General features: G+C 64.9%; 13 protein-coding genes. 2 read left to right on the top strand and 11 right to left on the bottom strand.

Annotated features, from left to right (window positions below; translation table 11 throughout):
• Positions 1-166: 166 nt before the first annotated feature.
• Together VT84_RS36420 and VT84_RS36415 are read right to left on the bottom strand one after the other, a co-directional pair.
• Positions 167-3,484, bottom strand: a complete 3,318-nt coding sequence (locus tag VT84_RS36420) for a protein kinase domain-containing protein (protein WP_162271965.1) — start codon at positions 3,482-3,484, stop codon at positions 167-169.
• 647 nt (positions 3,485-4,131) lie between these two features.
• Positions 4,132-6,471, bottom strand: coding sequence for a terminase gpA endonuclease subunit (locus VT84_RS36415; RefSeq protein ID WP_082842991.1), 2,340 nt, complete (start codon positions 6,469-6,471; stop codon positions 4,132-4,134).
• A gap of 469 nt (positions 6,472-6,940) precedes the next feature.
• Here VT84_RS36415 and VT84_RS36410 point away from each other — a divergent pair, with 469 nt between their 5' ends.
• Positions 6,941-7,630, top strand: a complete 690-nt coding sequence (locus VT84_RS36410) for a hypothetical protein (RefSeq protein WP_082842990.1) — start codon at positions 6,941-6,943, stop codon at positions 7,628-7,630.
• Between the two features lie 460 nt (positions 7,631-8,090).
• Positions 8,091-8,543, top strand: coding sequence for a hypothetical protein (locus tag VT84_RS36400; protein WP_082842988.1), 453 nt, complete (start codon positions 8,091-8,093; stop codon positions 8,541-8,543).
• A 478-nt stretch (positions 8,544-9,021) separates the two neighbouring features.
• Here the strand turns inward: VT84_RS36400 and VT84_RS36395 are convergent, their stop codons facing one another.
• The 9 genes from VT84_RS36395 to VT84_RS36360 form a co-directional block, all read right to left on the bottom strand.
• Positions 9,022-11,052: a methyl-accepting chemotaxis protein gene (locus VT84_RS36395; protein WP_082842987.1), complete on the bottom strand. Its 2,031-nt coding sequence runs from the start codon at positions 11,050-11,052 to the stop codon at positions 9,022-9,024.
• A gap of 152 nt (positions 11,053-11,204) precedes the next feature.
• Positions 11,205-11,612, bottom strand: a complete 408-nt coding sequence (locus tag VT84_RS36390; RefSeq protein ID WP_157470247.1) for a hypothetical protein — start codon at positions 11,610-11,612, stop codon at positions 11,205-11,207.
• A 723-nt stretch (positions 11,613-12,335) separates the two neighbouring features.
• Positions 12,336-12,575, bottom strand: coding sequence for a hypothetical protein (locus tag VT84_RS36385; RefSeq protein WP_082842986.1), 240 nt, complete (start codon positions 12,573-12,575; stop codon positions 12,336-12,338).
• Positions 12,576-12,861: 286 nt separating this feature from the next.
• Positions 12,862-14,952, bottom strand: a complete 2,091-nt coding sequence (locus tag VT84_RS36380) for a phage/plasmid primase, P4 family (protein ID WP_239465593.1) — start codon at positions 14,950-14,952, stop codon at positions 12,862-12,864.
• Positions 14,889-15,581: a hypothetical protein gene (locus tag VT84_RS41560; RefSeq protein ID WP_239465592.1), complete on the bottom strand. Its 693-nt coding sequence runs from the start codon at positions 15,579-15,581 to the stop codon at positions 14,889-14,891. The genes VT84_RS36380 and VT84_RS41560 overlap by 64 nt, the downstream gene beginning before the upstream one ends.
• Complete coding sequence (locus VT84_RS36375) at positions 15,578-15,883, bottom strand: hypothetical protein (RefSeq protein ID WP_082842985.1); 306 nt, start codon at positions 15,881-15,883, stop codon at positions 15,578-15,580. The genes VT84_RS41560 and VT84_RS36375 overlap by 4 nt, the downstream gene beginning before the upstream one ends.
• A 168-nt stretch (positions 15,884-16,051) precedes the next feature.
• The gene (locus VT84_RS36370; RefSeq protein WP_082842984.1) at positions 16,052-16,369 is read right to left on the bottom strand and encodes a hypothetical protein; all 318 of its coding nucleotides are present in this window, start codon (positions 16,367-16,369) and stop codon (positions 16,052-16,054) included.
• Positions 16,369-16,908 (bottom strand): hypothetical protein, encoded by a 540-nt coding sequence (locus tag VT84_RS36365; RefSeq protein ID WP_082842983.1) that lies wholly within the window; start codon positions 16,906-16,908, stop codon positions 16,369-16,371. The genes VT84_RS36370 and VT84_RS36365 overlap by 1 nt, the downstream gene beginning before the upstream one ends.
• Positions 16,905-17,711 carry a hypothetical protein gene (locus tag VT84_RS36360; RefSeq protein WP_082842982.1) on the bottom strand — a complete coding sequence of 269 codons (807 nt, stop codon included), beginning with the start codon at positions 17,709-17,711 and terminating at the stop codon, positions 16,905-16,907. Before VT84_RS36360 ends, VT84_RS36365 begins: the two co-directional genes overlap by 4 nt.
• Between the last annotated feature and the right edge of the window lie 22 nt (positions 17,712-17,733).

Below are 17,733 nucleotides of genomic sequence, written 5' to 3'. Positions count from 1 at the left end.
CGGCCGGGGCGCGGCTTCAATCGCGGGATGGGCGGGGCCGAAGGGAATTGGCGGGATGAGTACAACAGGTGGACTCTGCGATTCTACGACACGGTTTGGAACTCCTCACGCGGGGTGATGCGTGAGGCCGGCGCGGGCGTTTTCGGTGATTAAGTCTAAGCTCCGGCTATTTCACTGGCTTGCTGGCGTCCCACACCCGGATCGTGCGATCGTGGCTCGCGGTCGCGATCCGGAATCCGTCCGAGCTGAATGCCACGGAGAGCACTAAGTCTGTGTGCCCTTTGAGGACGCACACCTCGGCCCCCGTTCGCGCGTCCCACACCCGGGCCGTGTGATCCCTGCTCGCAGTCGCGACCCGGGAGCCGTCCGGACTAAACGCCGCGGAAAGCACTCGATCAGTGTGTCCCTTAAGGACGCACATCTCGGCTCCCGTTCGCGCGTCCCACACTCGGGCCGTGTGATCCCAACTGGCAGTCACGACCCGAGATCCGTCCGAACTGAACGCAACGGAAAGCACTCGATCGGTGTGCCCCTTAAGAACGCACATCTCGGCCCCTGTTCGCGCGTCCCACACCCGGGCTGTGCGGTCGTGGCTCGCGGTCACGACCTGGGCTCCGTCGGGGCTGAACGATGCGGAAAGCACCCGATCCGCGTGCCCCTTGAGGGCACTCACTTCGGCCCCGGCCTTCGCGTCCCACACCCGGGCCGTATGGTCCCAACTGGCGGTCACGATCCGAGATCCATCGGGGTTGAATGCCGCGGAAAGCACCGGACCCGCGTGCCCCTTGAGGGCACTCACTTCGGCCCCGGTCTTCGCGTCCCATACCCGGGCCGTGTGGTCCTCACTGGCGGTCACGACCCGAGATCCATCGGGGCTGAACGCCGCGGAAAGCACCCGATCCACATGCCCCTTGAGGGCACTCACTTCGGCTCCGGTCTTCGCGTCCCATACCCGGGCTGTTTTGTCGTCGCTGGCGGTCGCAACCCGGGTTCCGTCAGAGCTGAACACCACGGAAAGCACTCGATCGGTGTGCCCCTTGAGGGCACTCACTTCGGCCCCGGTCTTCGCGTCCCATACCCGGGCTGTTTTGTCGTCGCTAGCGGTCGCAACCCGGGTTCCGTCAGAGCTGAACACCACGGAAAGCACTCGATCGGTGTGCCCCTTGAGGGCACTCACCTCGGCCCCGGCCTTCGCGTCCCACACCCGGGCCGTGTGGTCCCAACTGGCGGTCGCGATCCGATTTCCGTCCGGGCTGAACGCCACGGACACCACCGGACCTGCGTGCCCCTTGAGGGCACGTAGCTCGGCCCCGGTCTTCGCATCCCACACTCGGGCCGTATGGTCCCTGCTTGCGGTCACGACCCGAGATCCATTGGGGCTGAATGCTACGGACAGTACCCGATCCACATGCCCCTTGAGGGCACGTAGCTCGGCCCCGGTCCGCGCGTCCCACACCCGGGCTGTGTGGTCCCAACTGGCGGTCACGACCCGAGATCCATCGGGGCTAAACGCCGCGGAAAGCACCCGATCCACATGCCCCTTGAGGGCACTCACTTCGGCCCCGGTCTTCGCGTCCCATACCCGGGCCGTATTGTCTTCGCTGGCGGTCACGACCCGAGATCCATCGGGGCTGAACGCCGCGGAAAGCACGGGGTCCGTGTGCCCCTTGAGGGCACTCACTTCGGCCCCGGTCTTCGCATCCCACACCCGAGCCGTGTGGTCCCAACTGGCGGTCGCGATCCGGGTTCCGTCCAGGCGGAATGCCACGGAAAGCACTCGATCGGTGTGCCCCTTGAGGACACACACCTCGGCCCCAGTCTTCGCATCCCACACCCGAGCCGTGTGGTCCCTGCTCGCGGTCGCAACCCGGGCTCCGTCGGGGCTGAACGCCACGAAAACCACCGGGTTCACGTGCCCCTTGAGGGCACTCACTTCGGCCCCGGTCTTCGCGTCCCACACCCGGGCCGTGTGGTCCCAACTGGCAGTCGTGACCCGGGTTCCGTCGGGGCTGAACGTCGCGAAAAGCACCAAGCCCGTATGCCCCTTGAGGACGCACACTTCGGCCCCGGTCTTCGCGTCCCACACCCGGGCCGTATGGTCCTCACTGGCGGTCACGATCCGAGATCCGTCAGGGCTGAACGCCACGGATACCATCCGACCCGTGTGCCCCTTGAGGGCGAGCTGCGCGCCGCAAATGCGATTCAAGTAGTGCCACTCCCATCTTCGCAATTCGGGCTCTGTACTGTCGAGTAAGGCGCGGGCGCTCAAGAGATTGTTCTCCCGCCACTCCTGGTGGGCGAACTGCATCGTCCGCCCATATTCAAATGCCGCGAGTCTTTTCCGTTCACGTTCTAGTTTCTGGCGTGCTTCGGCTTCGTTCGCCTGTGCGCGTTCCGCAATTTCTTTGAGCCCAACGGCTTCATCTCTCGCACCTTCCGCGATCCGCTTGTTATTCTCGGCGGTGCTCCAAAGTGATGCAATAATGGCACCGAACGCGCCAGATCCCAGGAGCAGTAGAACTGCAACGGCCAAAATCCACTGGATCAGCCTCTGTTTCCGGCGCTCCTCTGCTTTGGCATCGGCGACGGCCCGCTCGCGCTCGGATCGGCGCAACCGCTCTTCCAGGCCGGTCCGGAAGGTTGCGACCGAGGTCGCAATGGCCGCACCATTTGTTGGCCGATCGTCCCCGCGCGCCCTGAGACATTGTTTCGCCAGTTCTATCAACTCAGGATCGGCCCCGCTCGCGTCCAACTCGGCGTAAATGGTTCCCAGTTCTGCACCCGCGGCTCGGATGATGGTGTCCATCGCGCTGTTGCCGACAAACGGTGGCCGACCCGTCAGAACCGCGGCCAAAATGCCCCCGAGGGCGAACACGTCGGCTCGAGCATCGACCGGCTCCCCACGCGCTTGTTCGGGAGCCATGTATGACGGCGTTCCTTTCACTGCGCCGGCCACCGTCGCCGCCGTTTCCGTGGTGAATAACGCGCCCGTGTCCGTCGCGGTCGTTTCGGGCTCCGAGCCGCCGATCTGTTTGGCCAGCCCCCAGTCCATGACCTGGACCTCGCCGAACGCCCCCACCATAATGTTCGAGGGCTTTAGGTCTCGGTGTACGATGCCCTGGATGTGCGCATAACCGACGGCCTGGCACACGTGCTCGAACACCGCGAGAAGCCGCCCGTGTTCACTCGCCGCGTCGGATCGGGTTTTGAGGAGCGTGTCGAGGGTGTTTCCCTGGATCAACTTCATGGCCAGGAAGGGGCGCCCGTCAGGGAGTGTTCCCAGTGCGTACACAGGGGGGATGCCCGGGTGCGTCAACCGGGCGGTGATCTGGGACTCGCGCAGGAACTCCTCGACGCGCATGCCCGGAAGCATCACCTTGACCGCGACTTCGCGCCCGAATGTCATGTCGTGGGCTGCATACACGATGCCCATTCCGCCCGTAGCGAGTTTGTGGGTCAACTGGTAGCCAGAGACCACAGGCATTTCGGCTGAAGATGCCGTTTGGGTTTTCGAGGGAGTGAGCCGCGTTTCGTCCCCGGAAACGCTGGACACGGGCTGCGCACTAGGGGCCGTCAGCGTTGCCCCATCCGTCGAACTCGGAGGTGGTACGTTCGGACGGCTCAACGTATCCCTTTCCGCGCCCGACGGAGGCTCGGGAACTGCCGGGAGTTGAGCTTGCTTCTGCGTTGCGTCGATCGGGTCGTTCATGAGAACCGTCGCAAGATGCGAGTTCGCAGCAATGAGGGAATAGTAGCCACAAACACGCTCCAATCAACGACATGTCAATAACGCGCACGGCCGCCTCCGAATGAACTCGATCACGTGTCACGTGGATGAGGATTCGATACTCTCGCGTGTCCGGATTCGGTGCCCACACCCGCGACATGATTTTACCCGAACGGTCGTTCCGCCGCGGTGCCGGGTATATTCGGTCTTGAACCGCACATCCCCGCACTTCGGACAGCACAGCCCGAGCCGCGTCACGGCCTCGCACGCGGAACACACCATATCTCTCGTGACGACGCCGTTCGGCGAGCGACATAACCGGATCGTGTGCAGCCGGTGCCCGCGGCAGTCGGCACAGTGTGCCCCCTTGGTCCGCGGCTTCTTGCGCGCATCACCTGTGCTCATCAGTAGATCGCTCCGTGCTTCTCGCGGAACTTGTCGGACAGGCGAACCTTCTTGCGCGTGACCGTGACGGGCGGTGCCCCGGCCGCGGTACCGGCGTCCCAGCGCAGGCCCAGGACGCTCGCCGCGACGGTGGCCCCGACCACGCAGTCCCACCAGTGATTGTCCCGGTTCAATCGCGCCACCCACTCATCGACCTCGTACCCGGCGGCCCCCGGGTCGCGGGGCTTCGGGTATTCGGCCGCGCAGTGGTCCGCGAACAGTTGGTGCTCGGCCTGGCTCGCGGCGAACAACTGGAGGCACCCGGGCGCCCCGGGCGGGGTCCGGAACCGCTCGGCCACGAACGACTTGAACTTGTTCGTGTCGAACACGACCTTCCGCCCGCGCTTCCCCGTTTCGGCGGTGGAGATGCGCCACCCAGGTCCGATCTGCTCCCCGTCCAGGCGCCGCCAGTTCGCGATCGGGGTCGCCTTCGGGCTGATGTACTTCCCGTGCGAGGGGAGCAGCACGGCCGCGTGTTTGGAGCGCCGGCAGAAGTCGTACACGAGGTCCGTGAGCGGCCCGTAGTTCGCGTCGATCGGGCACCGCTCGACGTGGAGCTCGGTCCCGGTCTCCTCCTGCACGTACTTGCGGCCCAAGATTCGATCGGTGACCGCCGTGAGCCCGGCGTAGATCACGGCCTCCTGTGGGATCTTGTCCATCCCGGTCAGCGTCGAGAGGGTCGGGCGCGCGTCGGCCGCGGCGAAGTACAGCCGGGTCTGGTCCGGGTACGGGCCGTAGTCGATCACCGAGCCCCCGAAGCGCTCGTCCCACGCGACCACCGCGTACCAGAGCACGTGTTCCCCGACGTCCACGAACGCCGTGAGCCGGGTACACGAGCGCGGGACCGCGAGCCGGGGCAGGTTCGTGACCTTTTTCGCCAACACGTCGGGATCGAGCACGGACGCCGCGACCGCGTGGAGCGGCTTGGGGTCGTTCATGTACTCGGCCGCGAACGCGAACGGGTCGCGGAACCGCAGGTGCATCGCGTGCTGGATCGCGCTGATGTCCTCGGGATCTTTGCGCTCGTCCCAACTCGCCTCGGCTCCCGCTTCGAGCTCGACCTGGTGGGCGACGTAGTAGGCGTTCGATTCGGTGAAGTCGGGAGGTTCGAGCTGCGCGCACCGGGCGTACTCCTCGAAGTACCCGTCCCACGCGGCGAGGTTCCGCGGGAGCGAGCGCAGGATGCCCGTGCGCTCCCCGCGCCAGAGCGGGTGCTTCTTGCGGTCGAGCAGGTGGTCCACCATGTCGCCGGGCTCGATCACGGTACACGGCATCACGGCCGCGATCTTCTTCCCGGGTCCGGCCATCCCGAGCACGTCGGCGCTCACGAGCTGCTCGCGCACCACGTTCTGGGTCTTGGACCGCGCGCTCTCGGGCGTCTGGGGGTCGTCGAGGAGCACGAAGTCGGGGCGCACCATCTCGCCGGTGGTGAGGGCCTTGAGCGACCCGCGGAGCCCGTCCCCGGTGAGCCCGCTGGTCGCGATCACGATACCCGACGTGGGCACCATGCCGTCGGCACGCAGCGGCCAGTGCGGTGGCCAGTTCTCCGGGGGCGGCACGGTCGGGAACACGATCCCGTCGCTCGACCACTCGATGAGCGTGGACACCCCGTCGCACGTCTGCCCGCTGGCCCGGTTCGCGATCCCGCCCAGCGCGCGGGCATAGTGCGACACCTCGGGGTAATCGAGCGCGAGCGCGTCGGAGAACCGGATCAGGGTCTTGATCGCGGTGAGCGAGTCCCCGGCCTTCTCCGCGGTGGCCCCGATCACGAAGGCGTACCGGCACACCGCGTTGAGCGTGGCCCACAGCGCGCCCATGCGGCTGATCGTGGTCTTGCCCGAGCCGCGCGGCATCGCGAACGCGAACAGGGCGCCCCGAGTGGCGGCCTCCTCGATCCGGGCGATCGCGCGCAGGTGCGATTCGGACCACCCCATCGAGAACGCTTGCGGGGCGTAGGTCTCGCAGAACAGCCGGAGCGACTTCGAGCACGCCTCCCGGCGCTCCGGGTCCAGGATGTCCGGGCACGGCCCGGCTTCGCGCTTGGTGTCGGCCCGTAGACGGGACGCATTCGCGAGCCGGTCGCGCTCGGCAGTGCTCGCCGGCGTGCGGGTGGGAGCTGGGGGCGCTGGTGCGGCCGTCGGCTTCGCACGGGATGTGGGCTTCGCGGCAAATTTGGGAGTGGGTTTCGATTTGGTGCGCGGCGCAGCCGCCGCCTTGACCGCAGTCTTCTTGACCGCGACCGACTTCTTCTTGACCGCGCCAGTCCCTTGAGGCTTGGGCTCGCCCTTCCGCTTCGGCATGTACTCTCGCAAGGAGTGTACACCTTAGCATGAGAAGCGGGGCTGAGGAAATGCCGGTGCTCGATCGGTATGGTTCTGAAACTTGCGCCACACGTTCGGATCTGCTCTAATCGCTCGTATGAACACCATCATTCTTAGCGTCCTACTAATCGCACAGCCCGTTCCCCGCCCCTGGAAATCCGACACGCTCGTGTTTACCGCGAGCCCTGTGCCGGTTCGGTGGGAGTAGAATTGGGGTGGAAGATGACAACTAGATTCGGGCAGAATACGGCCCGTGCTGCCAGACGCGGCCTGCGCAGTCGCCACAGTCGGATGAGGCGCCCTACCCGAACCCATCCGAATCAGAGTGCGTCCTTGTAACGGAGGGGGGGCCTCCGTACCCTAAAAACTTGCCCTACGCGACTTGACAATCATCGGACGCCCTCTGCAACGGGCGTGTGCATTGGGTCGCGCGTAACGGTTTCCGGACATGGCTCACTGGCTATTTCTACCTGACGACGCCCTGCACGACCTCGTGATCCTCGCGGCGTTGACCCCGGATCAGTTCGAGAAGCTGCGCGGACACCTCGACTCCCACGAGTTCCGCCTCCAGTACCGCTTCTACATCAAGGTCGCTGATCTACTACAGATTTCTGACGAGGCGGCTGCAAAGCTCTCCGTCTTCCTCAATCACGTTCATACTCAGCGCGTGCGAGCAAAGAGGGAAGCCGAGTCGATTCCCACCGAGTTGGAGCATTTTCTCGGGCGCATTCAAACAGGAGAGAACGGGCAACTCGCAAAGGGATTAATTGGGCAGATAAGATCCAAAAAAGACTATATCGTTAAGCTGTTTTCCGATCTTCCGAAACGCGATTTCTCGGATAAGGTGCGAGACCTCGAGACCGGCCCCATCCCGCACCTGCACAGCTTCCGAACCGTATGCGATGTGCGTCCAGTCTTCAACAAAGAGGCCACCGAGATAACATCGCACCTGCTTGTGATCACCCTGAATATGGTGACGCACACAACGGTATCGAATGATTACGAGGAAGTAGTCGTCCAGTTGGCAGAAGAGGACCTCAAAGAAATTCGGACCGCGTTCGAGCGACTTGAGAAAAAAATGGTGTTGCTCAAGCAGCACCATCGTATCGGTTCCGAATTGCGGAAGAGGGAGGGCTAGACGTGGCGGACTTCTGCCTGAGCGCGAACGGAGGACAGGAGTACGCCGAAGCGCGGTACGCGCGGGAGGACGGATACGCGCGAGCTGAGGAGAAATACAAGGAGGATCGTTGGGCCGAACCGTACAAGCAATTACCACCCGCCGAACTTGCTGATGAGTCGTGCGAGAACGATCGGCTGACAAGTTCTTCCTCACCTAGTCGGATTCACACTCCGGTTGCCACGCCCATCGCCTCATCGCTGCGGCGTGTAGCGGTCCCGAAGTGGGTGTCCGTTGTCGGGGATTCCTTGATTCGATTTACCGCAGGAGTCGCCATTCTGTCGGCCGCGGCGTGCGCGGCCAGCTTGATTGAGAGTCAGTGGCTCATCGGTTTTGCTTGCGGCTTCACTGCGCACCTGTTTGCAATCGTCTGGCTAGCGATTCGAAGCAGACCGTGGGTTCCCCGAGTGGCCAGTGCAGCATGAGTCGCAATCGCTCTCTCGCAATCACGCTCGCGTTTGGAGTGACGGCGCTCTGTGCGGCCGCAGCAGTAGCTATTTTCAGTTGGCCCGAAGAGGCGATGAAGCGGTTTGATACAGTTTGGTTCAGAATCGTTTTGCTGCTTGTGTGTACTCTGCTTGCGGCGCTCATCGGGGTAGAGTTGTACTCTCTCTGGCATGATCCCCCAGCAAAGCGGATGATACGCCACCTTGTAGTGTATGTGATGGGGGTAGGTGGTCTGAGTTCGGTCAGCCCATTTGGGCTACTTGGGCTTCAAAAATTCCAAGGATTTGGCATCGAGGTTACTGCCCAAGACGCCACTTCCGCAACGGCCCTTTCCATCGGCATGACCTTCCTAGCTCTGATTATTCTTGGAGTTGTTTACGTGCTTTGTTGCGTCTTCATTCCCGACACAGAAAGCCCATCCAAGTAACCCCGGCTGAACCTATTTTGGCCGTTCCTTTTGCTCCCACTGCTTCTCCTCGCCCTACCTTGGACTCTTGCACTTCGGACACACGAGCGGGCGATCGCAGATAAAAAGACTGCGTCGCCAAGATGGTTTCGGAGATTGCAGGCCACCTCTCGGTGGTGAGGGCAAGAAGGGTAAGTGAACAACACGGAACTCGGGCACGTCTCCCTCGCTTTAAAATGCCTCTTCGTTCCACTGAAGGCAGGGCACTTTGGGCGCTGTGTGCGCGTACCGTTACTGTGTCTATAACCCCGACTGTTCCCGATGGGGCACTTTTCGACCAACCCGCCGGAAGGACCCGTGAAACTCAAGCCGTTTTCAGATAATAGGGAGGGTCCGGATTTTGTTAGGCTTGCCTAACTAGCCTGGCGAATCGGTCCCGCCCGGCACGCGGGGCACAAGAGCCTTCACGTGTCGGGCGGAGCGTTAAGCCACAGATGAGTTAGAACTCTGTGAATCCTCCATCCCCGCTACCGAGGTGATCGAGTTCGTGCACGTGTCCGTTGCCGTTGGTTGTCCCGTTCTTGAGGGCACGGGTGACCGCGGGTCTGGGCTTTGGGATCGCCCCATTCTTCCGGGGCGACTTAGCCGGGGTGCTGCGCGCGGGACGCGCTCCGGTGTCACCGAGCTTGAACCGGGCGACGAGGTCGCGCAGTTGTGCGGCCTGATCGGTAAGTGTTTGGGCTGTGGCGGACATCTCTTCGGTCTGCGAGGCGTTCTTCTGAGTGACGGTGTCCATCTGGGTCACGGCTTTGTTCACTTGCTCGATACCCGCGGACTGCTCCTTACCAGCCGCGGCGATCTCGGTGATGATGTCAGTCACGCGCTTCACGCTGGTCACGATCTCGCCCAGCGTGGAGCCGGACTGGTTCACGAGTTCGGTGCCCGCGTCCACCTTCTTGACCGAGTCCTCGATCAGCGACTTGATCTCCTTCGCGGACGTGGCCGACCGTTGGGCCAGGTTCCGAACCTCACTCGCGACGACGGCAAACCCGCGGCCTTGTTCGCCGGCACGGGCCGCTTCGACCGCAGCGTTGAGTGCGAGCAGGTTGGTCTGGAACGCGATCTCGTCGATCGTCGTGATGATGTCCGCGATCTTCTTCGACGACTGGTTGATCTCGCCCATCGCCTCGACCGCGTTACCGACCACCTGACCGCCTTTCTCGGCCACGTCCCGGGAACCGCTCGCGAGTTGTCGGGCTTGTTGGGCGCTATCGGCGTTCTGACGCACGGTCGCGGTGATCTCTTCCAGCGTGCTGGCCGTTTCTTCGAGGCTCGAGGCCTGCTCCTGGGCGCCGGTCGAGATCTCTTCACTGGCCGCGGACAGTTGACCCGAGGCGTCGGCCAGTTGCTCGGACACCTCACGCACGCCCTCGAGGGCAGCACGCACGGACACGATCGCTTTGTTCAGGGCGGATGCCATTTGGCCGACCGCGTCCGTGCCCAAATCGGGTACCTGTTGGGTAAAGTCGCCCGCGGCCATTGCGTTAACTGTGGTCACTACGGTGTTCATTTTCTTCTGGAGTTCGGCCGCTCGGGCGCTGTCCTGTTCGGCCTGGGCTCGGGTGGCCGCGGCCTCGCGCTCGGTGCGCTCGCGCGCTTCGGTGGCCTCGCGCTCGGCCCGCAGGCGGTCCTTCTCGACCTGTTGGCGCTCCGCTTCTTGGGCGGCCACGAGGGCGCCGATCGCCGTGTTCAGGGCGATTGCCATGCGTCCGACCTCGTCCTGCGACTGGACATCGGCCCGCTGGCTCAGATCCCCCTTCGCTACGGCCTCGAGCACGCTTACCGTTCGCGAGAGCGGGCCGGTCACCGACGCCGCGATCACGATCCCGAGCCCGAGGGCGGCGAGCACGGCCCCGATGATGGTGGCCCAGAGCGTGGAGGACGCGGACGCATAAGTTCGGTTGGCCTGATCGTCCTCGCTCCGAGCGATCTCCTCTTGGATCCCCATGAGATCCTGCAGCAACTCGTTCATCCGCGCGGCCGTCTTCAGTTCCCGCAACGCGGCGTCCCCGGCCTTTTCAAACTCGCGCTTCTCGACGTGCGCCATGACCTCCTCGTAGTCGCGTTTCCACTCGGGCAACGCGGCCTGAAGCTGCTTCCACACTGCGGCCTCTTTGTCGCTCATGGACAGGGCCGAGTACACCTTGAACCCCTCCTCAAGCTGTTTCCACCCGGTCGCGATGTTCCCGCGGCCGGTACGGATCCCGGCCTCGTCGCTGCGTAGCCCCGAAGTGATTATGGTGCGCTCGGCCCGCTGGACCTGGAGCACCCCGGCCCGGGCCTTGTCCAGGCCGATCAAGCTCGGGACCAGGTTGGCGGTCGCGTTCACTTGTGCGGCGCGGATCTCGCCGAGCGCGCGGATGGCCGTGTACCCCAGAAAGCCGCACCCGAACGCGACTAACAGGAACCCCCCGATGAGCCGAGGGCCGATACGAACCTTCAAGAGTGGTGCAATGAACGGAGCGTGCATGAGACGAATCCTTGATCGTGTTTGGAACCGGGACCGTACCACCGTGGCACGGCCGTGTCAGCGGACTATGGGCCGTTGCGGGTGCGCCCGCGTAACTCCCACGTGCGGAACCCGGGGCGCGAGGGTCACGTGCTGGGGGCATCCTGGTGCCGTTAGCGACGGGAACGGAGCTGTCGCAGCTCCGCAATTTGGGCCGTCAGCCGTTCGGCGAGTAGCTCCAGTTCGTGCGCCCAAACCATGACTTGCGTGGGCGTCCGGGTGACCCGCGGGCCGGTCGGCAATTCGCCGTGAACTTGTGACAGCGCCGCTTGGACGAACTCCGCGCGCCAGTTCAGCAGTCGGACCCGCCCTGGGGCGCTCAGGCAGAATCGCACGAGGGACGCGAGTGCCGGGAACTCGAAACCGGTGACCCCTTCGCATTCGAGGAGCATCGTGCTGCCCGGGTGCGCCGCGAGCCACTGCTCGTACCCGGGCAACCGGTCCTCCCAATCAAGGGCCGTCACGAGGCCCGCTAGTTGCCCACAAACAGTGCCTGGTCGAGAAACGGTGCCGTATCCCATTGCGCGCCTCGTGGGCCGTGGTGTGGTTGGCGATTCAATCACCGGCAAGCGCGCGGCGTCGTTTTGAATCACCAGGTTGTTTGATTAGCTATTTCGATTTATCGCAGAAAGTACGCGCGATTTGCCTGTAGCGCGATGAAATATGTCTTTTCCGAGATTGATTGAAATATATCCAGTAATAATTTTGATAGTTATATCAATAATTACTTAGGAAATAAGATAAGTAATTTTATAAATTTGTTGATAATTAATAAAATTATCATGAATAATGTTGGCGGTTTCTATTACGTGAAATGTTCGCTAGATTTTAGCTGGCCGATATTTGGTCTTGACGTGCGGCGTGTTGCCTAAAGAAAATGGCATCATTAAACAGGCCGGTGCCGCCTCGGTACCGGCTACGCGATTGAACACGGCCTCTGTCCAGACGCCGTCGCGTCGATCGTGTTCATTCAGAAGCGTGGGCAATGCGGTCTGACCCGCGTGTGGAGCTCGTTGCGTCGACGGTGGTCGCGGCTCGTTCGCCACCTTGATGACATCCGCGATCTAACACTCGGTACGGGATCGGGTCGGGAGTGCGACACATACATTCCGACTCGTCCCGGTGACACGCGCACTGATCGCGCACGGGCACCACGGCCTCGCAAGGCACTGTGGCTAGAACCTGATTGGAGACCCGACTAAATCCACCGATCTTTTGCAAGATCACTTCAGCCTGTTCCGTCGTTACCCCTGCTGCTCCTCGTCGGTGTCGATCGGTTCGCCCTGGCCCTCCCGCACGCTCGTGCATTCGAGCCCGTAATCACGCAGGAATCGCTTCAGGGCCAGTTTCAGGCGGTAGTTCGGGTCGCGAGCTGGATACCCCAGCCGTCGCTGCGGATCGGCCACGGGTTTCAGTTCCAGGATGAACGTCGTCCCACGCTGATTGCGAACCAGGTCACCGGCTCGCTCGTCTTTCGGTTTCATGTCCGGTCGTCCGTCGTTGGGCGTTTTGGTCACCCTGGTCACCATGCCGAAGCATAGGGTGACCAGCGTAAGTCCTTGTCCTGTAAGCTCTGGTCACCCCGGTCATAGTGGTCACCCTGTTTTGGAAATCCCATCTCAGCAACAAGAGCCGAGGTCGTATGGAGTGGTCCGGAGTTATTCGGGGATAAGGACAGGGTGACCGGGGTGACCGGGGTGACCAACCCTTGTGCCGCAAGGACTTGCGGCGGTCACAGCGATTCGGGTGAGGGTGACCAGGGTGACCAGATCACATCGGGATGTCGCTCTCCGGGCTCCAACCGGACGAGTCGCGCCGGCGCCGGTCGTACTCGACCAGCAGTCCGTCGGGCCGGCCCTCCGCCCACGTGACCCCGGCGTAAGCATGGGTGCGCTCGCGCCCGTCCCGCGGACGAGTCTTCTTCACACCGCGATGGACCTTCCGCAGCTCGGCCCCGAAGTTCCCGTCGTTGAGCGGCTTGTACCCCTTCAACCGGCACCACGATTGGTACGCGGCGAACAGCTCGCCCACGCGCAGGTACGAGTCCTCGTCTTCCTTCACGTGCTCGTCGAGGAACTGCTTGTGGGGGTTGCACAACTCCCGGTGCTCGGCCTTCGCCGCGGTACACACGGCCGAGCTGGTGAACCCGCCCTGGGCGTGGAGCCGGTGCAGGCCCGCGAGCGCCCAGTTGAGCACGCCCGGCATCTCCCCCGACGCGACCCACCACTCGGGCGAATCCATCCCGCGGACCCGCTCGGCGACCGCGATGACCACGTTGAACGGGACGACCGTGTACCGGCGCCACACGCCCTCGGTGCGGTCCGCGAACCGGGGCAGGATGTTCGTCGAGAGCAGCAACCGGGCGGTCGGGCGCGTGTTGAGGGCCGATTTGTTCTTGCGGTCGAAGTTCATGAGGTCGCCCGAGACGAAGCTCTTGAGCTTGGCCTCGGCCACCTTGTCCATCTCCCCGACCTCGGCCACCGCGTTCACGAGCTTCCCGAGCGTGCTCGCCAGTGCGAACCGCTCCCCGAACTCCTCCAGCGGGACCGAGGCGTAGTTGTAATCCCCGATCAGCGCCCGGAGCACGGCCAGGAACGTGCTCTTCCCGTTGCCCCCTTCGCCGGTCATGACGAAGAACGACTGGAACCCAGTGTCGAACCGGAGCAGGTACCCGGCCATCTCCTGGAGCACGAGCTGACGCTCGCGGTCCCCGTCGGTGACGCGCGCCAGGAACGCCTCGAACTTGGGGCACACGGCCCCGGCCTCGAACTTCACGGGCAGTGCGGCCGGGGTGAAGTACAGCGGGGTCGGAGGCGCGAGCACGGCCCGCCCGGTCGCGAGCAGCTCGGGCACATCGATGAGCCCGTTGGCGCACGCGATGTACTCGCGCGCGTCAGGATCGGGCCGGAGCTTGGGGATGTGCCCGGGGCGCAGGGCATCGGCCCGAAGCATGACGGGCCAGGTCGTGTCCCCGTCCAGGTGGCACATCGAGGCCGCGGCCTGGACCGCGTTGGTGACCTTGCGCCCGTCGAGCTTCACGATCGTCGGACGGGCCGACTTCCGGCCGTCCTGGTCCCACGCGAGCACCGCGGACCGGTGATCCGCCTCGCACTCCTCGCGCAACGTGGCCCACGCGCGCTTCTCGAAGTCGTCGTCGGCCACGGTCACGTACCGCCCGTTCCGCCACTCCCACCACTCGGCCCGGTGGTACACGAGTGTGGGTAAGCCGTCGGCCCGGGGTACGAGCAGCCGGCCGAGCCGATGCGGGTCCAGGAACTCCTCGTTCACCGCCTCTTCGGTCACGGGGTCAACGGGCCGGTCCTCGGACGCTGGAACGGAGCGGGTGTGCTCCCGCAGTGCCGTCGGCACGGGGCGCTGTGACCGGACCGGGCCGTACCCCTCGCGCCGGAGCTGCTCGGCGAGCCGGGCGAACTGGCTCGGGTACTCGAGCGCCGCGCGCAGGTTGCTCGGGTTGAGCCCCTTGTGGTCCGGAATCCCGGCCGCGTCGGTGAACCCGTAGAAGATCGGCACGCCGGACACGAGCATCAGGTTCCCGCTCTTGTCCCCGTTCTTGTCGGGCCGGCGGAAGTCCCAGCGCGGGCCGCGGTGCCCGACCGGTTCCCACCGGTGCCGCTGGAGCAACTCCCCGACCGATTCCATCGTCTGCGCGCGGTTGTACGCGGCGAACACGTCGGTCTCGGGATCGGTCGAGCCGCCCGGCGTGAGGGGCACGTGCGGGTGCGGGGCCGACGGCACGGGGCGCGGGTTCGGGTCGAACGTGCGGGCCTCGTCCGGGATCAGCTCGACCGGGTCGCCCCGATCCCGAGCACGTACTCGACCGCCGCGTCCCCGTCGAGCCATTCGCTCCCGCTCCACACGCGCCCCCAATAATCGCGCCCGTGGTGACGGCCGATGAGCCGGAGCCAGTTCCCGTACTTCGTGTCCCCGTCGATTACGGCTTGCTTGGGGAACACCTCGGGCGGTTTGGCGAACCCGTACCCGGCCGCGTCGCGCACGAGCCAGCGCCCGAACGCGAACAGGACCGGCCCCTCGACCGCGCTGTCGAACAGCGCGCGGACGTGGAACCCACCCTTACCGTTGGACTCGCTCAACAGCGGGGTGAACCCGAGCACCGCGAGCCGGTCATAAATCGCCAGCGCGAACCGCTCGTTCGCGTCGGGATCGGCGGTAGTGCCCGGGTGCGCGTCGATATCCACCCCGACCCACTTGCCGAACCCGTCGGCCCCGAGCGCGTGGAGCCCGATCACGTCCTCGGTCGCGCTGGCCCGGAAGTGGCGCGCGAGCAGCCGCAGGTCCACGTACCCGGGCTTCGCGCCCCCGGCCGGGCGCGTCGTGCGCCGGACATCGCCCGTTACAGGATCTCCGTAGCACCCGCCGCACCGGTCGGTCCGGTTCACGAGGCGGGTCAGCGCCCAGCGCGCGAGGTCTTCGGCGCGGGCGCCCCACGGGTTGGCAAGTGCCGTCGTCACGAACGGGCCTCCGGGCGGTCGTCGATTGGGTGCGAGGTCAGGTAGTCATCCGGCACATTCCAGAAATGGCCGCGTTCGTCCCGCACGACGGACCCGCCCGGGCGGTCCCAGCGCCGGCACACGAACGTGAACGACTCGCGGGGCGATAGCCACGTGCCTCGGGCGACCTGGGCACTGAGCGCTTGGGCGCGCTGGTTAGGAGTCACGGCGCTGCCCGGGTCGCCGGGCCAGGCCAGGAACACCACCAACAGGCGCACGGCACGGCCGGCGCGGAACTCATCTGAGTGCATCAGGGCTACCATCACGTTGCTCCTTCAAAGGTGTCGAGGTCTGGTGGGATTGGGGCTGCGCCGGAGGCGGCTCGGTGATCCGCATTTCGGGCGGTCCCGATCGGCACCCGTGACACAAGCCTGCCGCGATGCTCTCGGTGCTGTGCAGGAACGCAGGACAACGGGAACACGTAGGCTGACTCACGATCGGCCCCCCAACACGGTTTGGATCTCGTCCCACGAGTCCGGGCGCCAGAGGTAGCACCCGACCGCGCCGCCCGTTGCTTCGGCCACCGCGCTCAGGGCCTCCAGCCACTCGCGCTGAGCGGTCGACGTGGTGTTGCTCCCGACCTTCAACTCGGCGAACACCAATCGGCCGTTGCGCACGAGCACCAGGTCGGGGAACCCTTCCTCCGAGCGGCGCGAGTCCGCGGTGTGGTAGACGCGCCACCGGTTCAGGCGCGCGAACTGGAGCACCGCGGACTGGAACGAGGCCTCGGTTTCGCGCCGGATGCCCATCACGCCTCGTCCTTCGGCGTGAAGATCGCCCAACACTTCGGGCACTGCTGGCGCTTCACGGTCACGCGCACGAGGTACGGCTCGAACGGACCGGCCGGGATCTCGTCACCGGCCCGGACGCCGAACGGGTTGGCCCCGGCGACGAACGTGTACCCGCTGTCGGCCCCGGACCCGAGCGGCGCCCGGCCGATGTACTCCGTCAGCACCGCACCTTCGGGCACGCGCCCGTCGCGGTTCCACTGCGCGAAGATCCCGGCCAGATCCTCACCGGCCGGCAGGGTGATGTGCGCGTCGAGGGTCAACCCCTTTGGCCGCGTTCGCGGGGGCGGTGTGTGCTCGTCGAACTGGTCGGGTCGAGGCGCGAGTTGCGGAGCCGGAGCGGGGTTCGGCTTCTTGACCGGGCGCGATTCGGCCATCACCTCGGCACGGGCGACGCGCTGGGAGCACGTTTCGTTGCGGTGCTTTCCGCCCTTGGTCCGGCACACGTCGCCGGCGGGGGATTTGCAGTTCGGACACGGGATGTTGATCGGGTCGATCATTGGGCCACCGCCTTCGACTTCCGCACGCGCTTCGGCTTGGGCAGATTGAGCACGTCGATGACCTTGACCGTCTTGTCCAGCTTCGGCGCGAAGTGGTCGACCAGTTTGTCGGCGGCGAGCACCAAGGCCTCACCGAGCCCAAGGGACCGCAGCGCCGAGTACCGAGTCGCCTCGCGGTGGGCCGATTTGGTCCGCATCTCGGCCACCTTCGCGTCGAGATCCTCGACCGTGCGAACGCCCTCGTCCGCGAGCGGACCGAGCGCCGCCACGGGGAACCCGGGGACGGAGGCGAGATGCGTTCCGACTGGCGCGTTCTTCGGTTCGAGGTGAGCCGCGATCGCGTCCGCGGCGTTCTCGGCCGGTTTGATCTTCACCTTCAGCTTGACCAGGTACGTGACGACACGGTTGCGGAGTGGGAGGGCGATTCCCTTGGTCGCTTCGTCGACCCGCTCGATGAGCGTGGGCACCGTGCTCACGCCCTGCGCGAAGAGCGTATCGAACACCACGTCGGGGAAGTTCGGGACGTGCATCAAGCGAACAACGGGCTCCGGCGTCGTATCCTCGAGCGCGGGTGATTGCGGTACCGGAATCGCCGGGGCGGGTTCGGCGAGGTCGAACAATCCCGGCTGACGGTTCTCGTCGAGGGCCTCGTCGATCGCGGTCAGGTACCGCTTGTTCGCGGCCTTGAGTTTGTCTGTCGCGGCCCGAAGCGCCTTGCGGGCCTCGGCCTCTTCGCGCTCCGCGTCCCGGAGTTGGGTGCGAGCCTTGGAAATGGCCGCGAGCAAATCGGCGGGCGTTGGCATGACGGAGATCCTTTGGCGGGGA

Origin of the sequence: Gemmata sp. SH-PL17, from assembly GCF_001610855.1 — a bacterium.
Classification (GTDB): domain Bacteria; phylum Planctomycetota; class Planctomycetia; order Gemmatales; family Gemmataceae; genus Gemmata; species Gemmata massiliana.
This window is presented reverse-complemented; position numbering and strand designations above follow the sequence as displayed.